Annotated in this window: 11 protein-coding genes; 3 read left to right on the top strand and 8 right to left on the bottom strand. The window is 54.6% G+C overall.

Annotation, left to right across the window (positions count from 1 at the left end; all coding sequences use genetic code 11):
• Positions 1–78: 78 nt before the first annotated feature.
• The 7 genes from EDB95_RS14105 to EDB95_RS14075 all read right to left on the bottom strand — a co-directional run bounded on the left by EDB95_RS14105 (position 79) and on the right by EDB95_RS14075 (position 7589).
• Positions 79–1005, bottom strand: coding sequence for a helix-turn-helix transcriptional regulator (locus EDB95_RS14105; RefSeq protein ID WP_133994444.1), 927 nt, complete (start codon positions 1003–1005; stop codon positions 79–81).
• Positions 1006–1111: 106 nt separating this feature from the next.
• Positions 1112–1747, bottom strand: a complete 636-nt coding sequence (locus tag EDB95_RS14100) for a response regulator transcription factor (protein ID WP_162852600.1) — start codon at positions 1745–1747, stop codon at positions 1112–1114.
• 68 nt (positions 1748–1815) lie between these two features.
• Positions 1816–2667: a hypothetical protein gene (locus tag EDB95_RS14095; RefSeq protein ID WP_133994442.1), complete on the bottom strand. Its 852-nt coding sequence runs from the start codon at positions 2665–2667 to the stop codon at positions 1816–1818.
• Positions 2664–3074: a hypothetical protein gene (locus EDB95_RS14090; RefSeq protein WP_133994441.1), complete on the bottom strand. Its 411-nt coding sequence runs from the start codon at positions 3072–3074 to the stop codon at positions 2664–2666. Before EDB95_RS14090 ends, EDB95_RS14095 begins: the two co-directional genes overlap by 4 nt.
• Before the next feature lie 2 nt (positions 3075–3076).
• A complete protein-coding gene (locus EDB95_RS14085) occupies positions 3077–5059 on the bottom strand; it encodes a KUP/HAK/KT family potassium transporter (RefSeq protein WP_133994440.1) in 1983 nt (660 codons plus the stop codon).
• A gap of 120 nt (positions 5060–5179) precedes the next feature.
• On the bottom strand, positions 5180–6592 hold the full coding sequence (locus EDB95_RS14080) for a sialate O-acetylesterase (protein WP_162852599.1): 1413 nt from the start codon (positions 6590–6592) through the stop codon (positions 5180–5182).
• A 64-nt stretch (positions 6593–6656) separates the two neighbouring features.
• Entirely contained in the window at positions 6657–7589 is a 933-nt protein-coding gene (locus EDB95_RS14075; protein ID WP_133994438.1) for a TIM barrel protein, read from the bottom strand.
• A 237-nt stretch (positions 7590–7826) separates the two neighbouring features.
• Between EDB95_RS14075 and EDB95_RS14070 the strand changes: the two genes are divergently transcribed.
• A complete protein-coding gene (locus EDB95_RS14070; protein ID WP_162852598.1) occupies positions 7827–9401 on the top strand; it encodes an ATP-dependent nuclease in 1575 nt (524 codons plus the stop codon).
• 2 nt (positions 9402–9403) lie between these two features.
• Here EDB95_RS14070 and EDB95_RS14065 read toward each other — a convergent pair whose 3' ends face one another.
• Positions 9404–12811 carry a PKD domain-containing protein gene (locus EDB95_RS14065; protein ID WP_133994436.1) on the bottom strand — a complete coding sequence of 1136 codons (3408 nt, stop codon included), beginning with the start codon at positions 12809–12811 and terminating at the stop codon, positions 9404–9406.
• A 766-nt stretch (positions 12812–13577) separates the two neighbouring features.
• On the opposite strand from EDB95_RS14065, the gene EDB95_RS14060 reads away from it, so the two are divergent.
• Both EDB95_RS14060 and EDB95_RS14055 read left to right on the top strand, forming a co-directional pair.
• Positions 13578–17159 carry a T9SS type B sorting domain-containing protein gene (locus EDB95_RS14060; protein WP_133994435.1) on the top strand — a complete coding sequence of 1194 codons (3582 nt, stop codon included), beginning with the start codon at positions 13578–13580 and terminating at the stop codon, positions 17157–17159.
• On the top strand, positions 17156–18157 hold the full coding sequence (locus EDB95_RS14055; protein WP_162852597.1) for a PorP/SprF family type IX secretion system membrane protein: 1002 nt from the start codon (positions 17156–17158) through the stop codon (positions 18155–18157). The genes EDB95_RS14060 and EDB95_RS14055 overlap by 4 nt, the downstream gene beginning before the upstream one ends.
• Positions 18158–18164: the final 7 nt, after the last annotated feature.

Below are 18164 nucleotides of genomic sequence, written 5' to 3'. Positions count from 1 at the left end.
CTTAAAAATAGCCCCCTAAAAAAGCATCTTATCCCCCTAAGAAATAATACTCCCAATTTCAAAACCTGTCCAAAACACCTACCCCAACAACCCCAACTCCTTCGCCTTCGGCAACAGCGCCTTCACATTCCTCACCCCCAACTTCTTACAAATCACCGCCCTCCTCCCATCCACCGTCCGAAACGACTTCCCCAACACCCCACCAATCTCCACACTAGTCATCCCCTGCGACAAAAACCGCAGTATCCGCAAATCCTCCTCCTTCAACCCATACGTCTTCACAGCCGCCGAAGCCGGCACCACCCGCTCATAATGTATCACCACGACAAGCATATCCTGAAACCCATCCCTCCCCACCGGAAACGGCGACAACTCCAGTTGCGCCGGCACCACAAGCCCCTGCCGGTCATACAAAACAAACTCGTCACGAGTCAGCATAGAAAACGGTTGCCCTAACAATTCATCTGAACGATACCCTGTCAACACGCAAAACGCCTCATTCACCTTAGTAATCACCTCCCGGTGATCATAAGTAAGCTTCGCATGCGGATCCTTAAAGAACAAGTGATCATACCGCTGCAACCCATCCGTAATGAGTTCCGCCCCCGGATGGACCTCCCCAAGATCCCTTTCCAGCAACCACTCAATGGCCTTTTGCCGGTCCCGGAATATGTCCATAGGAAAGCTGGACCTTTTAACACATAGGATAAACCGAAGCGCAATCTGCTCCGTCCAGTGATTGACAAGCACCGCAGCAGCGGCAATACCCTCAGTCCCCGAAGAGCTGGCCAAATAGCTCCTGGCAGGCGCCGAAAAATCGACCGAGGTAGGCGTGTGCATCAACAACCGACATGGTTTCCCGCGCTGAAGCGACAACCGGTCGGCAACGATCCTAACCGCCATCTCCTTATTGATGAGGGGAATATTTTCCTTGTACGCTGCTTCAAGGATCGATTGGGCGTGTAGCGTGTAGTCTACAAAGGGGGTTCTGAAGACGTAAGACATAGGTGGCTTTGTGGTATGTCTATAAAAACACCCCAGCCAAAAGGAATAACCACCTGGCAGCGGTGATTAACAATTAGTTCACTACCAAAAATGTCAAATACTAAAACTAATAGGCATTCTTACCAATCAGATCCAGGTCATTCGCCCTCTGTATCAACGCACACCCATTCACCGCGCTCAGCTTCCCATATAGCTCGTTCTTCAAAAACTCCACCGTCCGGGGCGAGCAGTCCAGCTCCTCCCCTATTTCCTTGCTGTTGAGCCCCTGGGCCATACAGCGCATGATCTCTATGTCCTTTTCGGAGAGACCATACTTGGTGATGGCGGGGTTGATGCGGATGATGGGGGCAATACCCCGGAGGTCCTGTTTAAGGAGCCAGTTTTTGGCCTTCCGGCTGTCGCGGAAGGTCTCCATGGGGAAGTCGGGCTTTTTGATGAGTAGGATAAACCGGGTCACCATGTTTTGCGTCCAGTTGTCGTAGAGGATGGCAACGGCGGCGATCCCCTTGTTCCCCTCGGGGCCGGTAAAATAGTTCCGGGCGGCGGGGGACATGTGGATGCGGTTCTCCGCGTGCATCAACAACCGGTAGGACTGGCCCTTCTGGAGGGCCAGACGCTTGGCCACGATCTCCCGGGCCATTTCCTTGGTGATGAACAGGACGTCCTCTTTATAGGACGCCTCCAGGATGGCGTGTTCGTGTATGGTATAGCGTACATAGGGTGTATCTACGTCATACGGCATAGGCATAGAATTGGTCGCTCAGGAAAAATACACAAATTTAAGGATGTAGGTGTTTATGCCAATAAGTACTACAAAGAAGCATAGGTAAAAACCTGGTGGGTCGTCACGGTCACCCCCTGGTCGGTGACGGCCTGGGCTACGGACAAGGGGTTCCCCGAGGCGTCGTAGGTATACGTATTGACGTCGGTTTCGGTGGCCTGGACCCCCAGGTCATACTGGGTAAGCTGGGCAGTAGCCACGTTTTGGGCCGACAGGAAGGCATAGTAGTCCGCGTCCTGGACCAGGGCAAGCAACAGGGCCGCCTGGGTCTTCCGGTAGGGGTTGACCTTCCCGTCGTATGTCAGTGCCGCGGAATAGGTATAGGACCCGGCCTGCAGGTCAGTCAGGTTATCCGAAGTAAAAAACTGGGTCACGTCCCCGCTGGCGTCCCACACCAGCTGGCTGACGGAGGAGAGGTACCGGGCTCCGGCCGGGGGACCGCTGTATTCGTAGACAAAGGTCACCTGCCCGGCGCTGTTATACACCAGGGAGTCGTAATAGGGATTGGAACCCGCCACATAAGCCGCCACCTGGATCCGGCCGGAGGTGTCCAGCATGAAATTAAACAGCAGGCTGGTCGTCGTCCCCAGGGTATCGGTTCCCTTGTCCAGGGCCACGGGATGTCCCCCCGTATACACCGGGAAATACCCATCGATCTTCGCGGTCCCGACATCGTTGTATTCCTGGGCAAAACCCCTCAGGACGGTATCGTGGGTATATAGGAAAAGGGTGCTGTCCGCCATATCCGGGGAGGAGACCTTGACAAGGAGGGTGTCCTTGTGAGTGGTGGAGGTACCCTTGTTACCGGACCCGGAATCATGCTTGGAACAGGCAACCCAAAGAAAGGCTCCCAGGACGCACACCAGCGTTCTTGGTTTCATGAGGCGGTGATTTGTGGTTCCGGCAAAGATACGGGATGCGGCCACCGGTAGAACCAGATTCCCAGCAGGATCGGCAGGAGATAAAACCCAAAGAACAGCTCCGATTGCAGGTCCCTGATCCTAAGAATACCAAAGATGGAAAAAGGGGCCGCCGTCAACCCAGCGGCCCACAGGGATAACAAAAGCTTTTGAGCGAGGCGGTTTTTCCCCATAAAAGGCGCGACATTGACGCCCAGCCAGATCACGGGAAAAGCCGGAAACGACAGCAGCGCCCCCATCCACCAGTACGACCCGGTCAGGGAGACGCCGTCGTCAGTATGAAACGCGCGGCATATCATAAAGCCCAGGAAGGGGGCGGTGACCACCGCCGCCAGCCAGACTTTCAGGGCATAGACGCACGTACGCATAGTTAGTCTTTACACCGGTAAAACACCCTTTTCAACCCGATGCTCGATACCGGCGTCACCACCAGCGGGATCTTTTCGACCAGCGTCTGGTTGACGTCCAGGCCAAAGGCCCGGCTGTCGTTGAGCGCAAAACGGTTCAGGGCAAAGTAGCTGTTCAGGATAAAACCTTCCCGTACGGAGAACTCGTTGTCATAGGACAGGAAGTTCTCCATCAGGACAAACTTATAGTTGTTGAGGTTTTCGCTGTTCAGGGACGGGAACCGGCTGGTGATGTCGAGCTCCTTGTTGGCGATCATTTCCATCACCACCTTGCGGAACATCAGGCCAATCCGGGGCTGTACGCGGAAACCAAGGAAAAAGTCGATCCGGATCACATTGTCGTCCTTGAGCTCTTCCACCCCGTACGCCATGGTATACGGCTCGTCGGTGCGTTCCAGGTGGATAAACCAGTATACATCCGCCCGTTTGGCCGTCTCCTTGAAGATCGACCACAGGATCCGTTTCTCGATCTGGCGCGGGTTATTGGCCTTCGTCAGGTAGATCAGTTGGGAGGAGAACTTGGGCGTCTGCTCGTCCTTGGACAGTTCGTCTATCCGCGGCAGGTAGGGCTCTATATTGTCAAAGGTGAGGAACCGGTTGGTGATCTTCCGGGCGTGGTACCAGATATACATGGTAGAGATCAGCCCCAGCTCGAAGACCAGGAAGAAAAGCCGTTTCAGCAGCTTCACGGCATTGGCCACAAAGAAGGACGATTCCACCGTCACAAAGACGACCAGCACGAGGACCACCGACCACATCGGCCAGTGCTTGACCCGTCGGAGGAAAAAGAACATCAGGATGGTGGTCATCAGCATCGCTACGGTGATGGAAAAACCGTAGGCCGCCGTCATGGCCTCCGAGGTCCGGAAATATAGGACGACCAGGAAACACCCCAGGCAAAGCACCCAGTTGATGGAAGGGATATAGATCTGCCCACGTATATTGGTCGGGAACTTAACGGTTACACGCGGCCAGAAGTGAAGGCTGATGGCCTCGGAGATCAGGGTAAAGGACCCGCTGATCAACGCCTGGCTGGCGATGATGGACGCACAGGTAGCGATGAGGATGGAAGGCAGCAGGAACCAGGTCGGCACGATGGCAAAGAAAGGGTTGGCTCCATGCAGACTGGTGCTGTGTTGCGCCAGTACCCAGGCACCCTGTCCCAGGTAGTTCAGGACAAGACAGGACTTTACGAAGATCCAGCTGACACGGATGTTCCCCAGACCGCAGTGACCGAGGTCGGAATACAAGGCTTCCGCCCCCGTGGTACACAAAAAGACGGACCCCAGGAGCCAGAACCCCTTGGGGTGCTGGGTGAGCATTTCGATCGCATAGTGCGGGCTCAACGCCTGGAAGACCCCGGGGTTATGCACGATCTCCTTTAGGCCTAAGACGGACAGCATCGTAAACCAGATCAGCATGATGGGCCCGAACGAGCCCCCCACGACCTTTGTCCCGAAACGCTGGAAGATAAAAAGCAGCAGGATGATGACCAGGACAATCTCCACCACCAGCGTATTCCCGGGGACGATGACATTCTCCAGCCCGTGAACCCCGCCCAGCCCTTCGATGGCCGAGGTGATGGAAATCGGGGGCGTAATGATCCCGTCCGCCAGCAGGGTACCCGCCCCGATGATGGCAGGATACACTAATTTTTTCCCATACCGCCGGACCAGGGCATATAAAGAAAACACCCCGCCCTCGCCCTTGTTATCGGCCTGGAGCGTGATGATCACATACTTAAAAGTCGTTTGGAGGGTAAGGGTCCAGAAGATCGCCGAGATCGCCCCATAGATGAGTACCTTATCGATGACCCCGCCGTCGGTCAGGATGGTTTGGAAGGTGTACAAAGGGGAGGTACCGATATCCCCGTAAATAATGCCAAGAGCAACGAGTAAACCTGCGGCGGAAGCCTTTTTGAAATGAGCACTGTGACTGGAGTCCATGGTGGGTTGAAATGAATAATAAAATTTTACTATCTATAGATTTTCAGCAGTCTTTGGTCCAAATTAACAAACTACCTCTAATATTTTCTAATTTTTTCGGGAATTTATTTAAAAAAAGAGCTAGTTGTCCAGATTTTCGCTATCCGTCCGGAAAGGCGCTAATGGCAACTGGCTGTCCTTACCCTTGACCGTAGGCACCGCGCTATTGGTAAAACAATAGCGGACCGACACTGGGTTAGGCACCGATTTGTTCGACAGGAGGATTCCGTCCTTATAGATCTGGCCGGTGGCGTCCACGTATTGCCCGTCCGCCCCTGCCACCTGGAACCCGGGAATGTCCTTATCCGTGCTCACCAGCCCCCCTTCCGCATGGTCAAAAGACAGGATCACCTTGTGCCCCTCGACCTTCATCGACTTATAGGTAGGATTCAGGTACGGCCCCACGTTTTGATGATACGTCTCCGCCAGCGCATACCGCGCAAGCCTTTCCCCAACGTCTTTTTTATCCTTGGGATGGATGTCGTGGATATCGCCCGCAATGTCCCCGATGCTGATCATACCCGAGCCCGGGATCAAACGCTGGGCCAGGTCCTGTTGTTCCCGGAGAACAAAGGCTTTTTGCTTAGTCGAGTCGTAAGTAAAAGGGGCAATCTGTACAAAGTAAAAGGGGAAATTCCGGCCAAAATCCTGCCGCCAGCCGTTCACCAGGCTGTCCATCAGGACCGCATACGCACCCGGGCGATACGTATTCGACTCCCCCTGGTACCAAAGGGCCCCCGCCACGCCATAAGGGATAAAAGGAGCAATCATCCCGTTGTACAAGGTCCCTTCCCTATCCGGCCAGTGCTTCGAATGGTCTTCATATTGGTGCGCCACCAGTACGGGATTCGACCGCACCCGGTCCGCCCTGACCCACACCTCCGCAGGAGTCCCCCCCCACGCCGCCTGGATGATCCCCAGCGGCACGTTCAGGGTCTTTTGAAGCATCCGCGCAAAATAATACCCCACCGCCGTCTGGTCCTGCATGGTCTGAGGCGTACAAGCCGCCCAGCTCGCCCGGCAGTCCTGCTGCGGAAAAGCCGCCCCGATCTTTGGGACATGAAAAAAGCGGATCCCAGGGAAATCCGCCGCTGCCACCTCCGTGGCCCTATTGTAAAGTCCCCAGTTTGCCGAGAACTCCATGTTTGACTGACCGCTACAAATCCACACTTCCCCCAGCATCACATCGCTCACCGTGACCGTTTCCCATTTCCCTTTGATCGTCAGGGTATAAGGGCCTCCGGCGTCTTTGGTGGGCAGGTCCACCCGCCAATGGCCGTCGTTCATCACCCGGCCTAGGACCGTGTCGTTCGGGGCCCAGCTACCCGTGATCCGGAGCGTGTCGTTAGCATCGCCCCACCCCCAGATCGCCACCGAGGAATTTCGTTCAAGAACCATGTGATCGCCGATCACCGAGGGCAGGAGTATCTTCGAAGAACACGTCAGGCTTGCCAGCAGCAAGCCCGAAGTAAAAACGAAAACAGGAAGTTTCATAATAAAAAAGGGGGCCATCAAAGGCCCCCACAAAGGTATATAGGTTTTCGTGGAATAAAGATCATCAAACAAGGAGTTTATTTTTAATATACGCGGCACTCTGGGCAATGCTCGTAAAGGGGTCCATTCCCTCCGCGTAGTTCTCCTGTTCCATAAACGTCTGCTGTTCTCCAGACAAGGTATGATATTTAAAGATCTTTACAAAATCAATACTCCCCGTACCTACTTCGGTGTTCAGGCTCGGCGTCGTCTTATTCATATCCTTGACATGCCACATCACAAACCGCCCCGGATGCTCATGGAACAACTGAACCGGGTCCGCCCCACCCCTTACGACCCAATACAGGTCCATTTCAAAGTGCACCAGCTCCGGGTCTGTGTGCTTCAGCAGGAGGTCATATCCTCTCGTCTGCACGTTCACCGGGACAAACTCGAAGTTATGGTTGTGGTAGGCCATTTGGATCCCCTCCTTCTTCAGCTTTTTCGCCAGGTCGTTAAACTGACCCGCCACCTTTACCCAATCCGCCTCCGTTTTGCGGAACTGGTCGCCCAGGTAAGGTACCGTCAGGTACTTCTGGCCCAGGGCGTGCACCGCATCGATCGCCAGGCCCAGGTCGTGGTCGGTTCCCTTCGCTAAGTACTCGTCTACGCCGTAGTGGCCGCTGGTGCTGAAGAGGTGGTTTTGGTCCAGCAAGGCCTTGAAAGCCTTTGTATCGACGCCGAAGAACTTGCTGTCGCTGCTGAGGCCGTACGTCTCGACGTTTTTGTAGCCGGCTTGGGCTACTTTGGCGATCCAGGTTTGGGGGTCTTTGGGGAGTTGGTCTCTTAAGGAATAGAGTTGGAGGCCGCAGACGCCTTTGCCGGCGGCATGCGCGGCTGTGGCGCCGCCTGCGTTGGCGACTTTTCCGGCGGCCACAAGGCCTTTTAAAGATGGCAAGGTTACTAAAGCCGCCGCAACGAGGCCGGCTTGAGTGAGGAAATCTCTTCTGGAGGTCATGTTAGATGGGGGTTTGTGAACGATAGGAGTTTTTGCATGCAATCAACAATTGTTTGCCGGGCTAAATTAGGCGTTTTTGTCAACAGGAAAGTCAGGAGATTATGAGAACGCACCCTAAAACTAACAATAGTTAGTTTTAATTATCAATACTCAAATTCAGAAAAAAAATCGCTCCAATTGGTTATAGTTTCTTGGTTGTCTGTTTTAATGCATACAACACCTTCAATAATTGATGACATGATAATAGAAAAAATTAACCTCAAAAACCTTCGCTGTTTTGAAAATGCCGAATTAAATCTATCTAAATCCCTAAACATTCTGGTCGGGTTCAACAATTCGGGAAAGTCTACGATACTCAAGTCGGTCTACTCTTTGCAAGAACTTTTTTACCTTAGGGAAACCGATATTAGAGCAAGGGAAGACTCATTCTCCATCGAATTTGAAATAGGGCAAGTAAATAAACCTGAACAATCCTATTTCGCACCGGCCTACTTCCATCCGGGAATACGCGCCACAACTACCAGATACATCAACATTACTCTTAATCAAAGTGGCGAAAGAGAATCTTATACTCTTGAAAAAAGAGAATTAACTGCCGACGAAAGAACTTATGTAGGTGACCAAAGAAAACAAAAGTTTGATGGTTTTCCCAACAGGGAGGACAAAGGTGGCTTCATATATCCATTTTTAACAACAAGGAAAAAAGCATTTATTTCAACCCAAGGCAGTGTAGAAGACACTTTTATTATTCGTGATAGCCAATCAAACCTCCCCGCCAAGGTTCAAAAGATCAACGGCATCCCTACCATAAATGAAGAGTTCCGACGATTGTGCAAAACAATAATTGGCTATGAAGTAGTCCCAATTGCAGCACAGCAAAACGGTTATACATTGGGAATGTACAGTGGCCCATATAATACTATCCCAATCGAAGCGATGGGAGAGGGTGTTATAAACATTATTGGGCTGTTGGTCAACTTACTGACCGAAGATGGAAAGCTATTTTTACTTGAAGAAATAGAAAACGACTTGCATCCTGTGGCACTAAAAATATTGCTGGACCTTATTATAAAAAAGGCTAAAAATAACCAAGTTATAATCTCTACTCATTCAGACGTTGTTCTAAAACATCTTAGTGCAATAGAGGGAGCTAAAATATTCTATATTTCCCAGGACAATACAGGCTTGGCTATACCAACCTCAACTATTCAGGAAGTACCCGCCTCACCTCAACAACGAAGAGATATACTAAAGCTCCTGGGTTACGACTTATCCGACAGGGACCTTTTCGAAGGGTATCTTTTATTCGAAGAATCATCAGCTGAACGAATCGTAAGGGATTTCATCATTCCAAATTTCGTCCCGGAGCTTCACCACAAAATCGGAACGATCGCCGCAAACGGAGTAGATGACGTGCACGCAAAATTCAAGCATTTACATGATCTATTCCTATATGTTCACTCTAGTCCAGTTTATAAAAACAAAGCGTGGGTGATTGCCGATGGCGACGAAGCAGGAAAAAGGAATATTGAGAAAATGCAAAATGACTATAAAAAATCCTGGAGTCCCGAACATTTTGTCTGCTTGTCCGAAGAACAATTTGAACGATACTATCCAGCGCTCTTTCAACAAGAGGTGGAACGTATCTTTTCAATACAAAACAAAAAGATCCAAAGAGATGAAAAATTAACACTTCTGAATCAAGTATTAGAATGGTTACAGGAGGACAAAAAAAGGGCTAAAAAAGCGCTAGACGAATCAGCAAAAGAGGTAATTGAACTATTCCAAAAAATCGCCACAGCATTGAAGTAGCATTACCGCATCACCACCAAAGTCCCCCGATACTCCTTCCCACCGTTAGGAATCTTCAACTCCAACACATACACATACGTCCCCGCCATAACCCCTCCCCCATCCCAGTTATTCTGGTAATCGGAGGAGTAATAAACCTTTTTCCCCCACCGGTCAAACACCGCCAGCGAAGACCCGGGATAGTTGTTCAACCCCGCGATGACGAAAAGATCGTTGCGCCCATCCCCATTAGGCGTAAACCCACCAGGTATATACACCACATCCGCCCCGATCAGGTCAACGCGAAGCGTATCCGTCGTCACGCACCCCGTAGGCATGGTCATAGCAATGGTATACGCCTGTGGCGCCGTCAACAAAGCCGTCGGATCCACCACCAACGGATCGCTCAACCCGGAAGCTGGCATCCAATCATAAGTAGCCCCGGTAAAGGACCGCCCACTAATAGACGCCCCCTTCCCCGACTGCACAAACTGATCCACCAGCTTCTCCCCCGGCAGCGGCGTGGTGATGGAGATCGGCATAGACGCCGTAGCCGCCTGCGCCGCGCACCCCTGAGGCGTTACGGTCAGGCTTACCGTATACTGCCCGGCCGTTTGATAGGTAAAGGTCGGCGACACAGCCGTACTGGTCCCCCCTATCCCATTACTCCAACTATACGTAACCGGTAGGTTCAATGCCTCTGTCGAGGTATTGGTAAACACCACCGGCGTATCGAGACAGGAAGTCTGAAAAATAAACGATGCCTGGGGCTGAGGATAAAGCGAAAGACTGATATCCGCCGTATCCGCACAACCAAACGTATTCGCCGCCTGGACCGCGTAGGTGCCAGAATCGTTGGCGGCCAAACCAGAAGAGGTACCAATAACGGAGCCCCCATAAAACCACTGATAAGTATTCCCCCCCGAAGCAGACAGCGATACAGGTGTCCCCGGACACCAAAGGGTACTCGCAGGTTCTGCAATCGTAGCCACCGGCGCCGGATTCACCACATAAGTATACAACCCAGAAGGCGTCGACACACACCCCGCCGCCGTTTGCGCAATCGCCCGCACATGCGCCACAACCGGCGCATTACCGGCATTGACCCCTGCAAAAGCCGGAACGGCGCCGGACCCGGAACCAGCATTAAGCCCAATCCCCGGATTATCGGTTGTCCAGGCATAGCTAGTCCCGGCAGGTTGAACGTTAAACGTCACCGGCTGAGTGGATCCCCCCGGGCACACCGCCTGGGTGTCGGGAGAAACCAGGCTAATCAACGGCTGCGGATTAACCTCCACCGCAAGGTCCTGCGTCTGAGAACACCCGGCAGCCGACAAAGTATATTGATATTGCACCGCCACCGCTGTCAGCCCCGCATTCGACAAGACCTCATGTATGCTGTCTGCCCCCGCACCCGGAGCGTTGTTAACACCGGAGACCGCCGCCCTTGTCCACGAAAAAGAAGCACCAGAAGTTGCACTACCCGGCACATACCGAAAAAGCGCCCCACTACACACCGCCGTATCAAGTGGCCCACTCAGCGCCGGCACCGGAAGCACCTGCACCGTCAGCGGCTCACTCGACGAACAATTCCCCGCCGTCAACTGATACTGGTAGACAACAGAAACCGCCGCGCTGGAAGTACTGGACAACACCTCATGTATACTGTCATTCCCTGAAGCCGCCCCTTGTGAGATCCCGCTCTGCACCGCCCTGCTCCAGGCATAAGTCGTTCCGATGGCCAACGCTTTGGGAACATAAGACAACACAGTCCCGGAACACAAACCAGGACGCCCCGCGCTCGTATCTAAAGTAGGCACCGGATCCACCGTATAAATCATTTCCTTAGTCACCCCGGAGCACCCATTGAACTGCGGAACAACCCTCAAACCCGTAGTCAGGGTAATCGAGTCATTATTAACCGCAACAAAAGGAGCAATATCACCGGTACCCGAGGATGGTAACCCTGTCAACGAATCCGTCGTAGTCCACGCAAAAGTAGTCCCCGCGAGATTCGCCGTAAACGCCGGAACGGTGATCGTAGTACCGGCACACACCTCCAGCATAGGCAAGCTGTCCGTCAAAGCCGGGCTGGGCTTGATAGTAAAAGTCCGGTTTTGATCCGAAATGGGGCAGCCATAAGGGCTGACAGCGGACACGGTAAGCGTAGACGCCACCGGGTTGGGGGTAGCGTTGGCCACCGTAAAAGCCGGAATATACGTCCCGCTTCCGTTCTGAAGCCCGATCGAGGGATCGCTTACGGTCCAGCTAAACTGCAGGGCATCGTTACCAGGTTGAAAGATGATGGCCCCGCTGGAAGACCCCGCACATACAGTGGTCCCCCCCATCAAAAGCCCGATGTTAGGAGAAGGATAAACATTAACCAGTTGAGAAACCGTAGAGGAACTACCGGCGTAGGAAACCGTCTCCGTAACCGTAAAAGCCCCAGCGGAAGCATACGTATGGGTGGGCGCGGCCCCGGCCCCAAAAGGGGTCCCGTCCCCGAAATTCCACTGATAGGAAACGGGCGCCCCCGCAGACCGGTCGGTAAAGGCAAAGGTCGCCCCCTGGCAAATCCCCGCGGAAGGCCCCACCGTAAAACCCGCCGCGCCCCCGGTGGGCGTGGTAATGTCTTCGGTCATCGAAGTCGCGCACCCCTGCGCATTCGTGACGGTCAGCACCACGGGATAGGTGCCCCCGGCGGCAAAGGTGTGGGCAGGATTGGCAGTATTACTGGTCGTCCCATCTCCAAAGTTCCAGCTATAGCTCGTGGGACTCCCCACCGAGGTATTGGTAAACTGGTAGGCGCCGTTGGCATAAGCGTCTGTAAAATCCGCCAGGGGTGTGGGATATACGGTAACAACCTGGGTCGCGGTGGCAAAACAATTGTACGCATTCCGGGTCGTGAGCTGCACGGGGAACTGCCCCGAGGTCGGGTAGGTATGGGTAAGGTTCGTCGCCAGGGAATTGGTCCGGTCACCCGCAGACCAGAAATAGGACAGCGGGGGCGCGCCCGTACTGGTGTTGGTAAACGTAAAGTTGTTCCCCGTCAGGCAGGCCGCGGCCTGGTTGAGGGTAAATCCCGCAGTGGGTGGTGGATTTACGGTGACCACCACATTAGCCGTACTGGACCCGGTGGCGGTGGTCAGGGTCACCTGGAAGGTGGCATTTACGGGGGCATTGGTATTGTCGATCAATACCGAAGCAATGGCCCCCTGGCCCTGGGTCGTCTTGGCCGTGATACCGGAGCTGGGTACGAACACCCACGTGAAGCTGGTTTGCGGAGCCGAGCTGGTCGGCAAATAAGAAAAGGTCGCCCCGCTGCAGATGGCAGGCGGGCTGGTGGGGCTGGTGAGCGTCGGGTTCTGGGCGCGCACGGCGATGGGCATCAGGATGACCCAAAGTGTTTTCCAAAAGTAGCGGGATTCCAAAAGCGAGGGGCTTTAAACCCCTGGGTGATAGCAAAAACTCAGCCAAAGCGAAAAGCCGGTCCTGGATAGAACCGGCTTTTTTCTGGGGTAAAATCATTTGGGCTTAACTACGAACGTTTTTTGGCTGGTTAAGCGTAGGATACAAATGGATTTTTCAATTCGCTGTTGACAGTAACAGTCCTTTTTTTCGTTTTCAATAGGATTGGATCAAACGGGCTTTACAGGATACTTGGATACGGTTTCGGTTTCAAAAGGATACTTGGATCGAATAACGTTGGTTTCTCGGATAATTGGATACTTGGATACTGGTCTTTTTCGGATCTTGGATTTTAGTGGTACGGTTGACTGTCATCAACAATACAAATATAGAACAGCTGCTAAAACGAAAGAATAGCATTACTGCTCTATTATTTCAATATTGATTATACGCAGAGGAGAGGAGAAGTCCGTACCCGGACCACGTAGAACTACGTACCCCAATCTAGGTACTATACGAGCCCGTTAGCCCCCCACATTCTTAAAAATCATAATCTATTAGAAATCAATACGAGGGGAAAATTCCACACATTCATTTGCATTCCTAACCAATTATCCGCTACACATTTTTTTATTCAGCTTATTCGTTTATTCTCAGTAGAAACACGTTGCTGTAACAATTCATTTACGAAATAAACACAGAATAAACAAGGGTTCCGTACGTTCTTTCAGTATATTTGTTTAGAGTTCAGTTTATCCAATATTCTTTCGACGATTCAAGCAATCGTGTATGGAAAAACCAGTTTTCCGGACCCGGAAAAGCGGCTTTGTGCTCGTGCTCATTGCCGTTGTACAGCCTGCCTTTGCACAGGTGGGATACATTTCGGTCCATGTTAAGGCGCTCAATGAAGAATCCAGTCCGCTGTTCACGTACACGATCAGCGGGGGTAACTCCTTCACCCTTAGTGATCTCCCTTCTTCCCAGCGTTGCTCGGATCTGGGGGGCAGCCACGACGGCGGTCTTTGGGTCGTAGCCGAAGGCGCGTTGCGTTACCGCAAGCCGGGTGGCACAGGCTGGGTCTCCACGGGGGATTCCGCAACGGCCGTAGACGGGGCCGGTCCCGGTGAGTGCGTATATACCACACCGAAAGGACTGGTGGTGGCCTACCGCGAGGATACCCGGGATACCTTATATATACCCTCCGCCCACGGCGGCCACAAGGCGGTGGATGTCGCCAACAACGCGAGCCTGCAGGCAGGCCAGGGCGAAACCGTCGTCGTCGACGACCAGGGACACCTCCTTATATATACGGGCTATTACGAAAGGAAAAGCGACCACTGGATGAGCGCCAGTACCTCCAACACCAGCCTCCCCGCGGGTATCCTCCACGTCGACGTCAATATCACCAACAGGAATATTCTCTTCTCCACCTCGGAAGGCCGGATCTACCAGGCCACCCCCCAGGGGGAAGTAACGGCCCTGGGTACCGCCTTGGGAACCCTGCCGACCAATATGGACGTAGCTTATGACGATGAAGGCGGTATGTATTGTATTGCCCGGAACACGGCCACCGGCGGGGCCGATGGCGTCTGTGCCTGGAACGGGCACAGCTGGCAGGGGGACTCTTCCTCCCGGAATGTGGAGCACCTCACGGGCGGGGCCGGTAATGAGGTCTGGGGGATCGACGGCCTGCCCACCGATGCCAACGACGTGGCCACGATATTTACACGCTCCACGGATGGGGGGCACTTCTGGTATGACAACGAATGGATCAACAGCAACAACGGGAATTCCGTCCTGATCCCCGTTGCCCCGGGCACCTATACGATCACCGGGACGTCCGTCCCAAACTGGAGCTGCCAGGCCATTACCCTACACGACCCGGCCGGCACATCTACCGCCTCGGTGGCCACGAACAGCGCCACGCTCACCGTCGCGGCGGGCGAGGTCGTGACGGCCGATTTTCAAAACGGGCTGGTCCAGCCTTCCAATATATCCCAGGTCTGCCACTACACGATCCTGCAGGACTTTGGAACGGGCAGCGCCACCTATGGCCCCCCGCTCAAGGGGCTCACCGACTATCACTACCTGGCCGTCAACTTCCCGCTGGACGGCTATTATACACTGGCCCATAAAACCGGTAGCGCCTGGGGCAATCCCAACTTAGTCGACCATACGACGGGCACCGGTTATTTTATGCTCATCAACGCCTCTTACGGGAAGGACGAGTTTTTCCGTGAAAGGGTCACCGGCCTGGTGCCGGGGATGAAGTATACGCTCAGCGCCTATATCGCCGACATCAGCCCCCAGGCCCCGATCAGACCCAATGTCCTTTTTGGGATCACGGACGCCACCACGGGTGTCCTGCTGGGCTCGTTGTCCACCGGGGACATCCACAATACCGCATGGCAGCAGTTTAGTTTTACGTTTGAAGCCACCACCACCACTGCCGATATTTTCATAAACAACAACAACATCGGCGGGGCGGGCAACGACCTGGCGCTGGATGACATTGCTTTTTCCCCCATCCCCAACGTAGTGGCGTCCATCCGGAACCTAAGCTCAGATACCGCCTGTCTCGGGAGCCCGCTGGCACTGACCGATACCACGGCGAGCGGCGTCTGGTCCAGCCTGGCCCCCGGTACCGCCACCGTCGACGACGCGGGACACGTCACCAGCCTGACCCCCGGCCAGGTATGGATCCGGTATTCCGTCACCAACCAGATCGGTTGTACCTCCGCCGACTCCATCCGCCTGACGTTCCTTCCGCACACCACCGCCGGAGACATCACCGTGTCGGCCCCCTCTGTCTGCACCGGTCACGAAGCCGTTCTTCGGGCATCCAGCACCGTTATAAAATCGCCGAGGTTTGGCTGGTTCTCCGATTCGGCCCTGACCCACCTTTTGGATACGGGGGAAAAAATGATGACGCCGGTCCTGATGGCGACCACGCCTTACTTTGTATCGGCCACCGGTGTGGGATACTGCCCCAGCCTGCCCGACCAGGGCGCCAAAGCGGTGGCCGTGGTCAACCCCTACCCGGTCGTGGCCGGTCTCGGCGGGTCCACACAGGTTTGCGCGGGCGCCGGTACCACCCTTTCGGACGTTACCCCGGGTGGCCACTGGACGATCGTCCCCGATACCATCGCCCGCATCGACAGCGGCGGCAAGGTAACCGGTACCCAAGCCGGCCAGGCCCAGGTGATCTATACCGTTACGACCGCCGGCTGTACCACACAGGTCACCATGCCGGTCGCCATCCTGCCCTTACCCACCATCGACCCGATCAACGGCGCGCATCCCGTCTGCCAGGGAGATACGCTCCGGGTAACGGACGGCATCCCAGGCGGTACATGGTCCGGCCAGGTGGATGGTAACGGGCTGGTGGCTACGGCCTCGGCAGGAACCCATACGATTACCTATACCATCAACGGCCAGAACGGTTGCACCGCCCAAACGACCACCGTTGTGGACGTCCAGGCCGCACCTCCCGTTCCGGACCTCCAAAGCCCGCAACCCGCCAGCGTTTGCGGCGGCCGCACCTTGGCGATCAGTGCCGCACCCGGTACCGCGGCGGCCTATCGCTGGTACCTGGATGGCAACGTCCTGGCCGGGGATACTGCGGGAACCCTATCTGCTACCCAGCCCGGCGTGTATACGGTCCAGGCGCTATCCTCCGCCGGTTGTGCATCAGGAGCAACGCCTGCCTTGCTGGTCACCGCCCGCTGCGAGATCGACCCGGTGGCCGACCTGTCCGTCACCGTGACCGCGAATCCCGGTCCCTTTTCCGTCCAAAGCACCGTCACCTATACCGTGACCGTCGTCAATCACGGTCCCGCACAAGCGCAGAACGTGGTCGTGTCGGATACGCTTTCCCCGAACGTGGGCGACCCCGGCAACTATAGCGGCGCGACGCCCTACTTCGACCCGGCCGGCCGTACGCTCAGCTGGCAGATGCCCCTAATGGCCCCCATGGACAGCGCGGTGTTGACCTTTGACGTACCGATGGAGGTCCTCAACAACACCGTCAACACAGCCGTGGTCTCCGCGACCACGCCCGATCCCAATATTGCCAACAACGTCAGCACGTATACCATCTGGCAGGAAAGCGGTTTGTTCATCCCCAACGCCGTCTCCCCCAACGGGGACGGGAAAAACGACCGCTTTTTGATCGTCGGCCTCGACAAATACCCCAATTCCCAGCTGACGGTCTTTAACCGCTGGGGCAACCAGGTCTATCACTCCGACAACTATGCCAATGACTGGGACGGCCATGAGCTCAGCGATGGCACTTACTATTATATACTGCTTCTGAACACGATCCATGGCAAACAAGCCTATAAAGGATGGATCGAAATCCTACACAAATGAGAAACTTTCTGACGGTCCCACTCCTGGCCCTTGCCACCGCCGCTGCCGCCCAGCAGGACATCCAGTTCAGCCAGTACGTCTTCAACGGACTCAGCCTGAACCCCGCTTATGCCGGTTACCGCGGCGCCCCGACGCTCAACGCGGCCTTCCGGGACCAATGGGCGGGTTTTCCCGGGGCCCCCAAAACGGCCGTGCTCTCCCTTGACGGTCTGACCGACCCCGGCACCGGCAAAACCGGCCTCGGCATACAGTTTCTCTACGACCAGCTCGGTCCCCAGCAAAACTATTCCCTCACCGGTTTTTACGCCTACCGGATCGCCCTCAACGACGACGAAGACGACCCCCACAAGCTTTGTTTCGGGATCGGCGCCGTCGCCTCCCAATACAGCCTCAACGGAACCGTCCTCCAATACTCCGACCCCAACGACCCCTCTTTCCCCCAGGTCGACGTGAGGACGAAAATCGTCCCCGACGCCAACTTCGGGGTCTTTTATTATTCCAATGACTTTTATGCAGGTGGGTCGCTGATGAATCTTTTTTCCCTCAATAATACCCGCACTGTCTATTACGCCGACGGCGCCGCCTATACGTCCCTCCTGGAGACCACAAACCTCTACCTCACGGCAGGCGGCATGGTCAACATCGCCGACGGCGTAAAGATGAAGCCCTCCTTTTTATTAAAGGATGATTTCAAAGGCCCCGCCAACCTCGACATCAATGACCTTTTCCTGTTGGATGAAAAGCTGTGGGTCGGTGGTTCCTACCGGAGCGCGGTCAAGATGCTCAGCAGCTCGAAGGCGCTTACGGGGTTGTCTGCCTCCGACGCGGCGGCGCTCATGGTCGAGTTTTTTGCGACACCCGATTTCCGGATTGGGTATGCGTATGATTTTACGACCAGTGGGTTGTCGAATTATCAGACGGGGTCGCATGAGTTGTCGCTGACGGTGACGTTTTCGCACAAAAAAGACATGCACATGTCTTGCCCCACGTACTTCTAGCACGCAA

This window comes from Dinghuibacter silviterrae, from assembly GCF_004366355.1.
Taxonomy (GTDB): domain Bacteria; phylum Bacteroidota; class Bacteroidia; order Chitinophagales; family Chitinophagaceae; genus Dinghuibacter; species Dinghuibacter silviterrae.
Note: the sequence above shows the minus strand (reverse complement) of the source record. Positions and strands in the feature narration are given on the sequence as shown.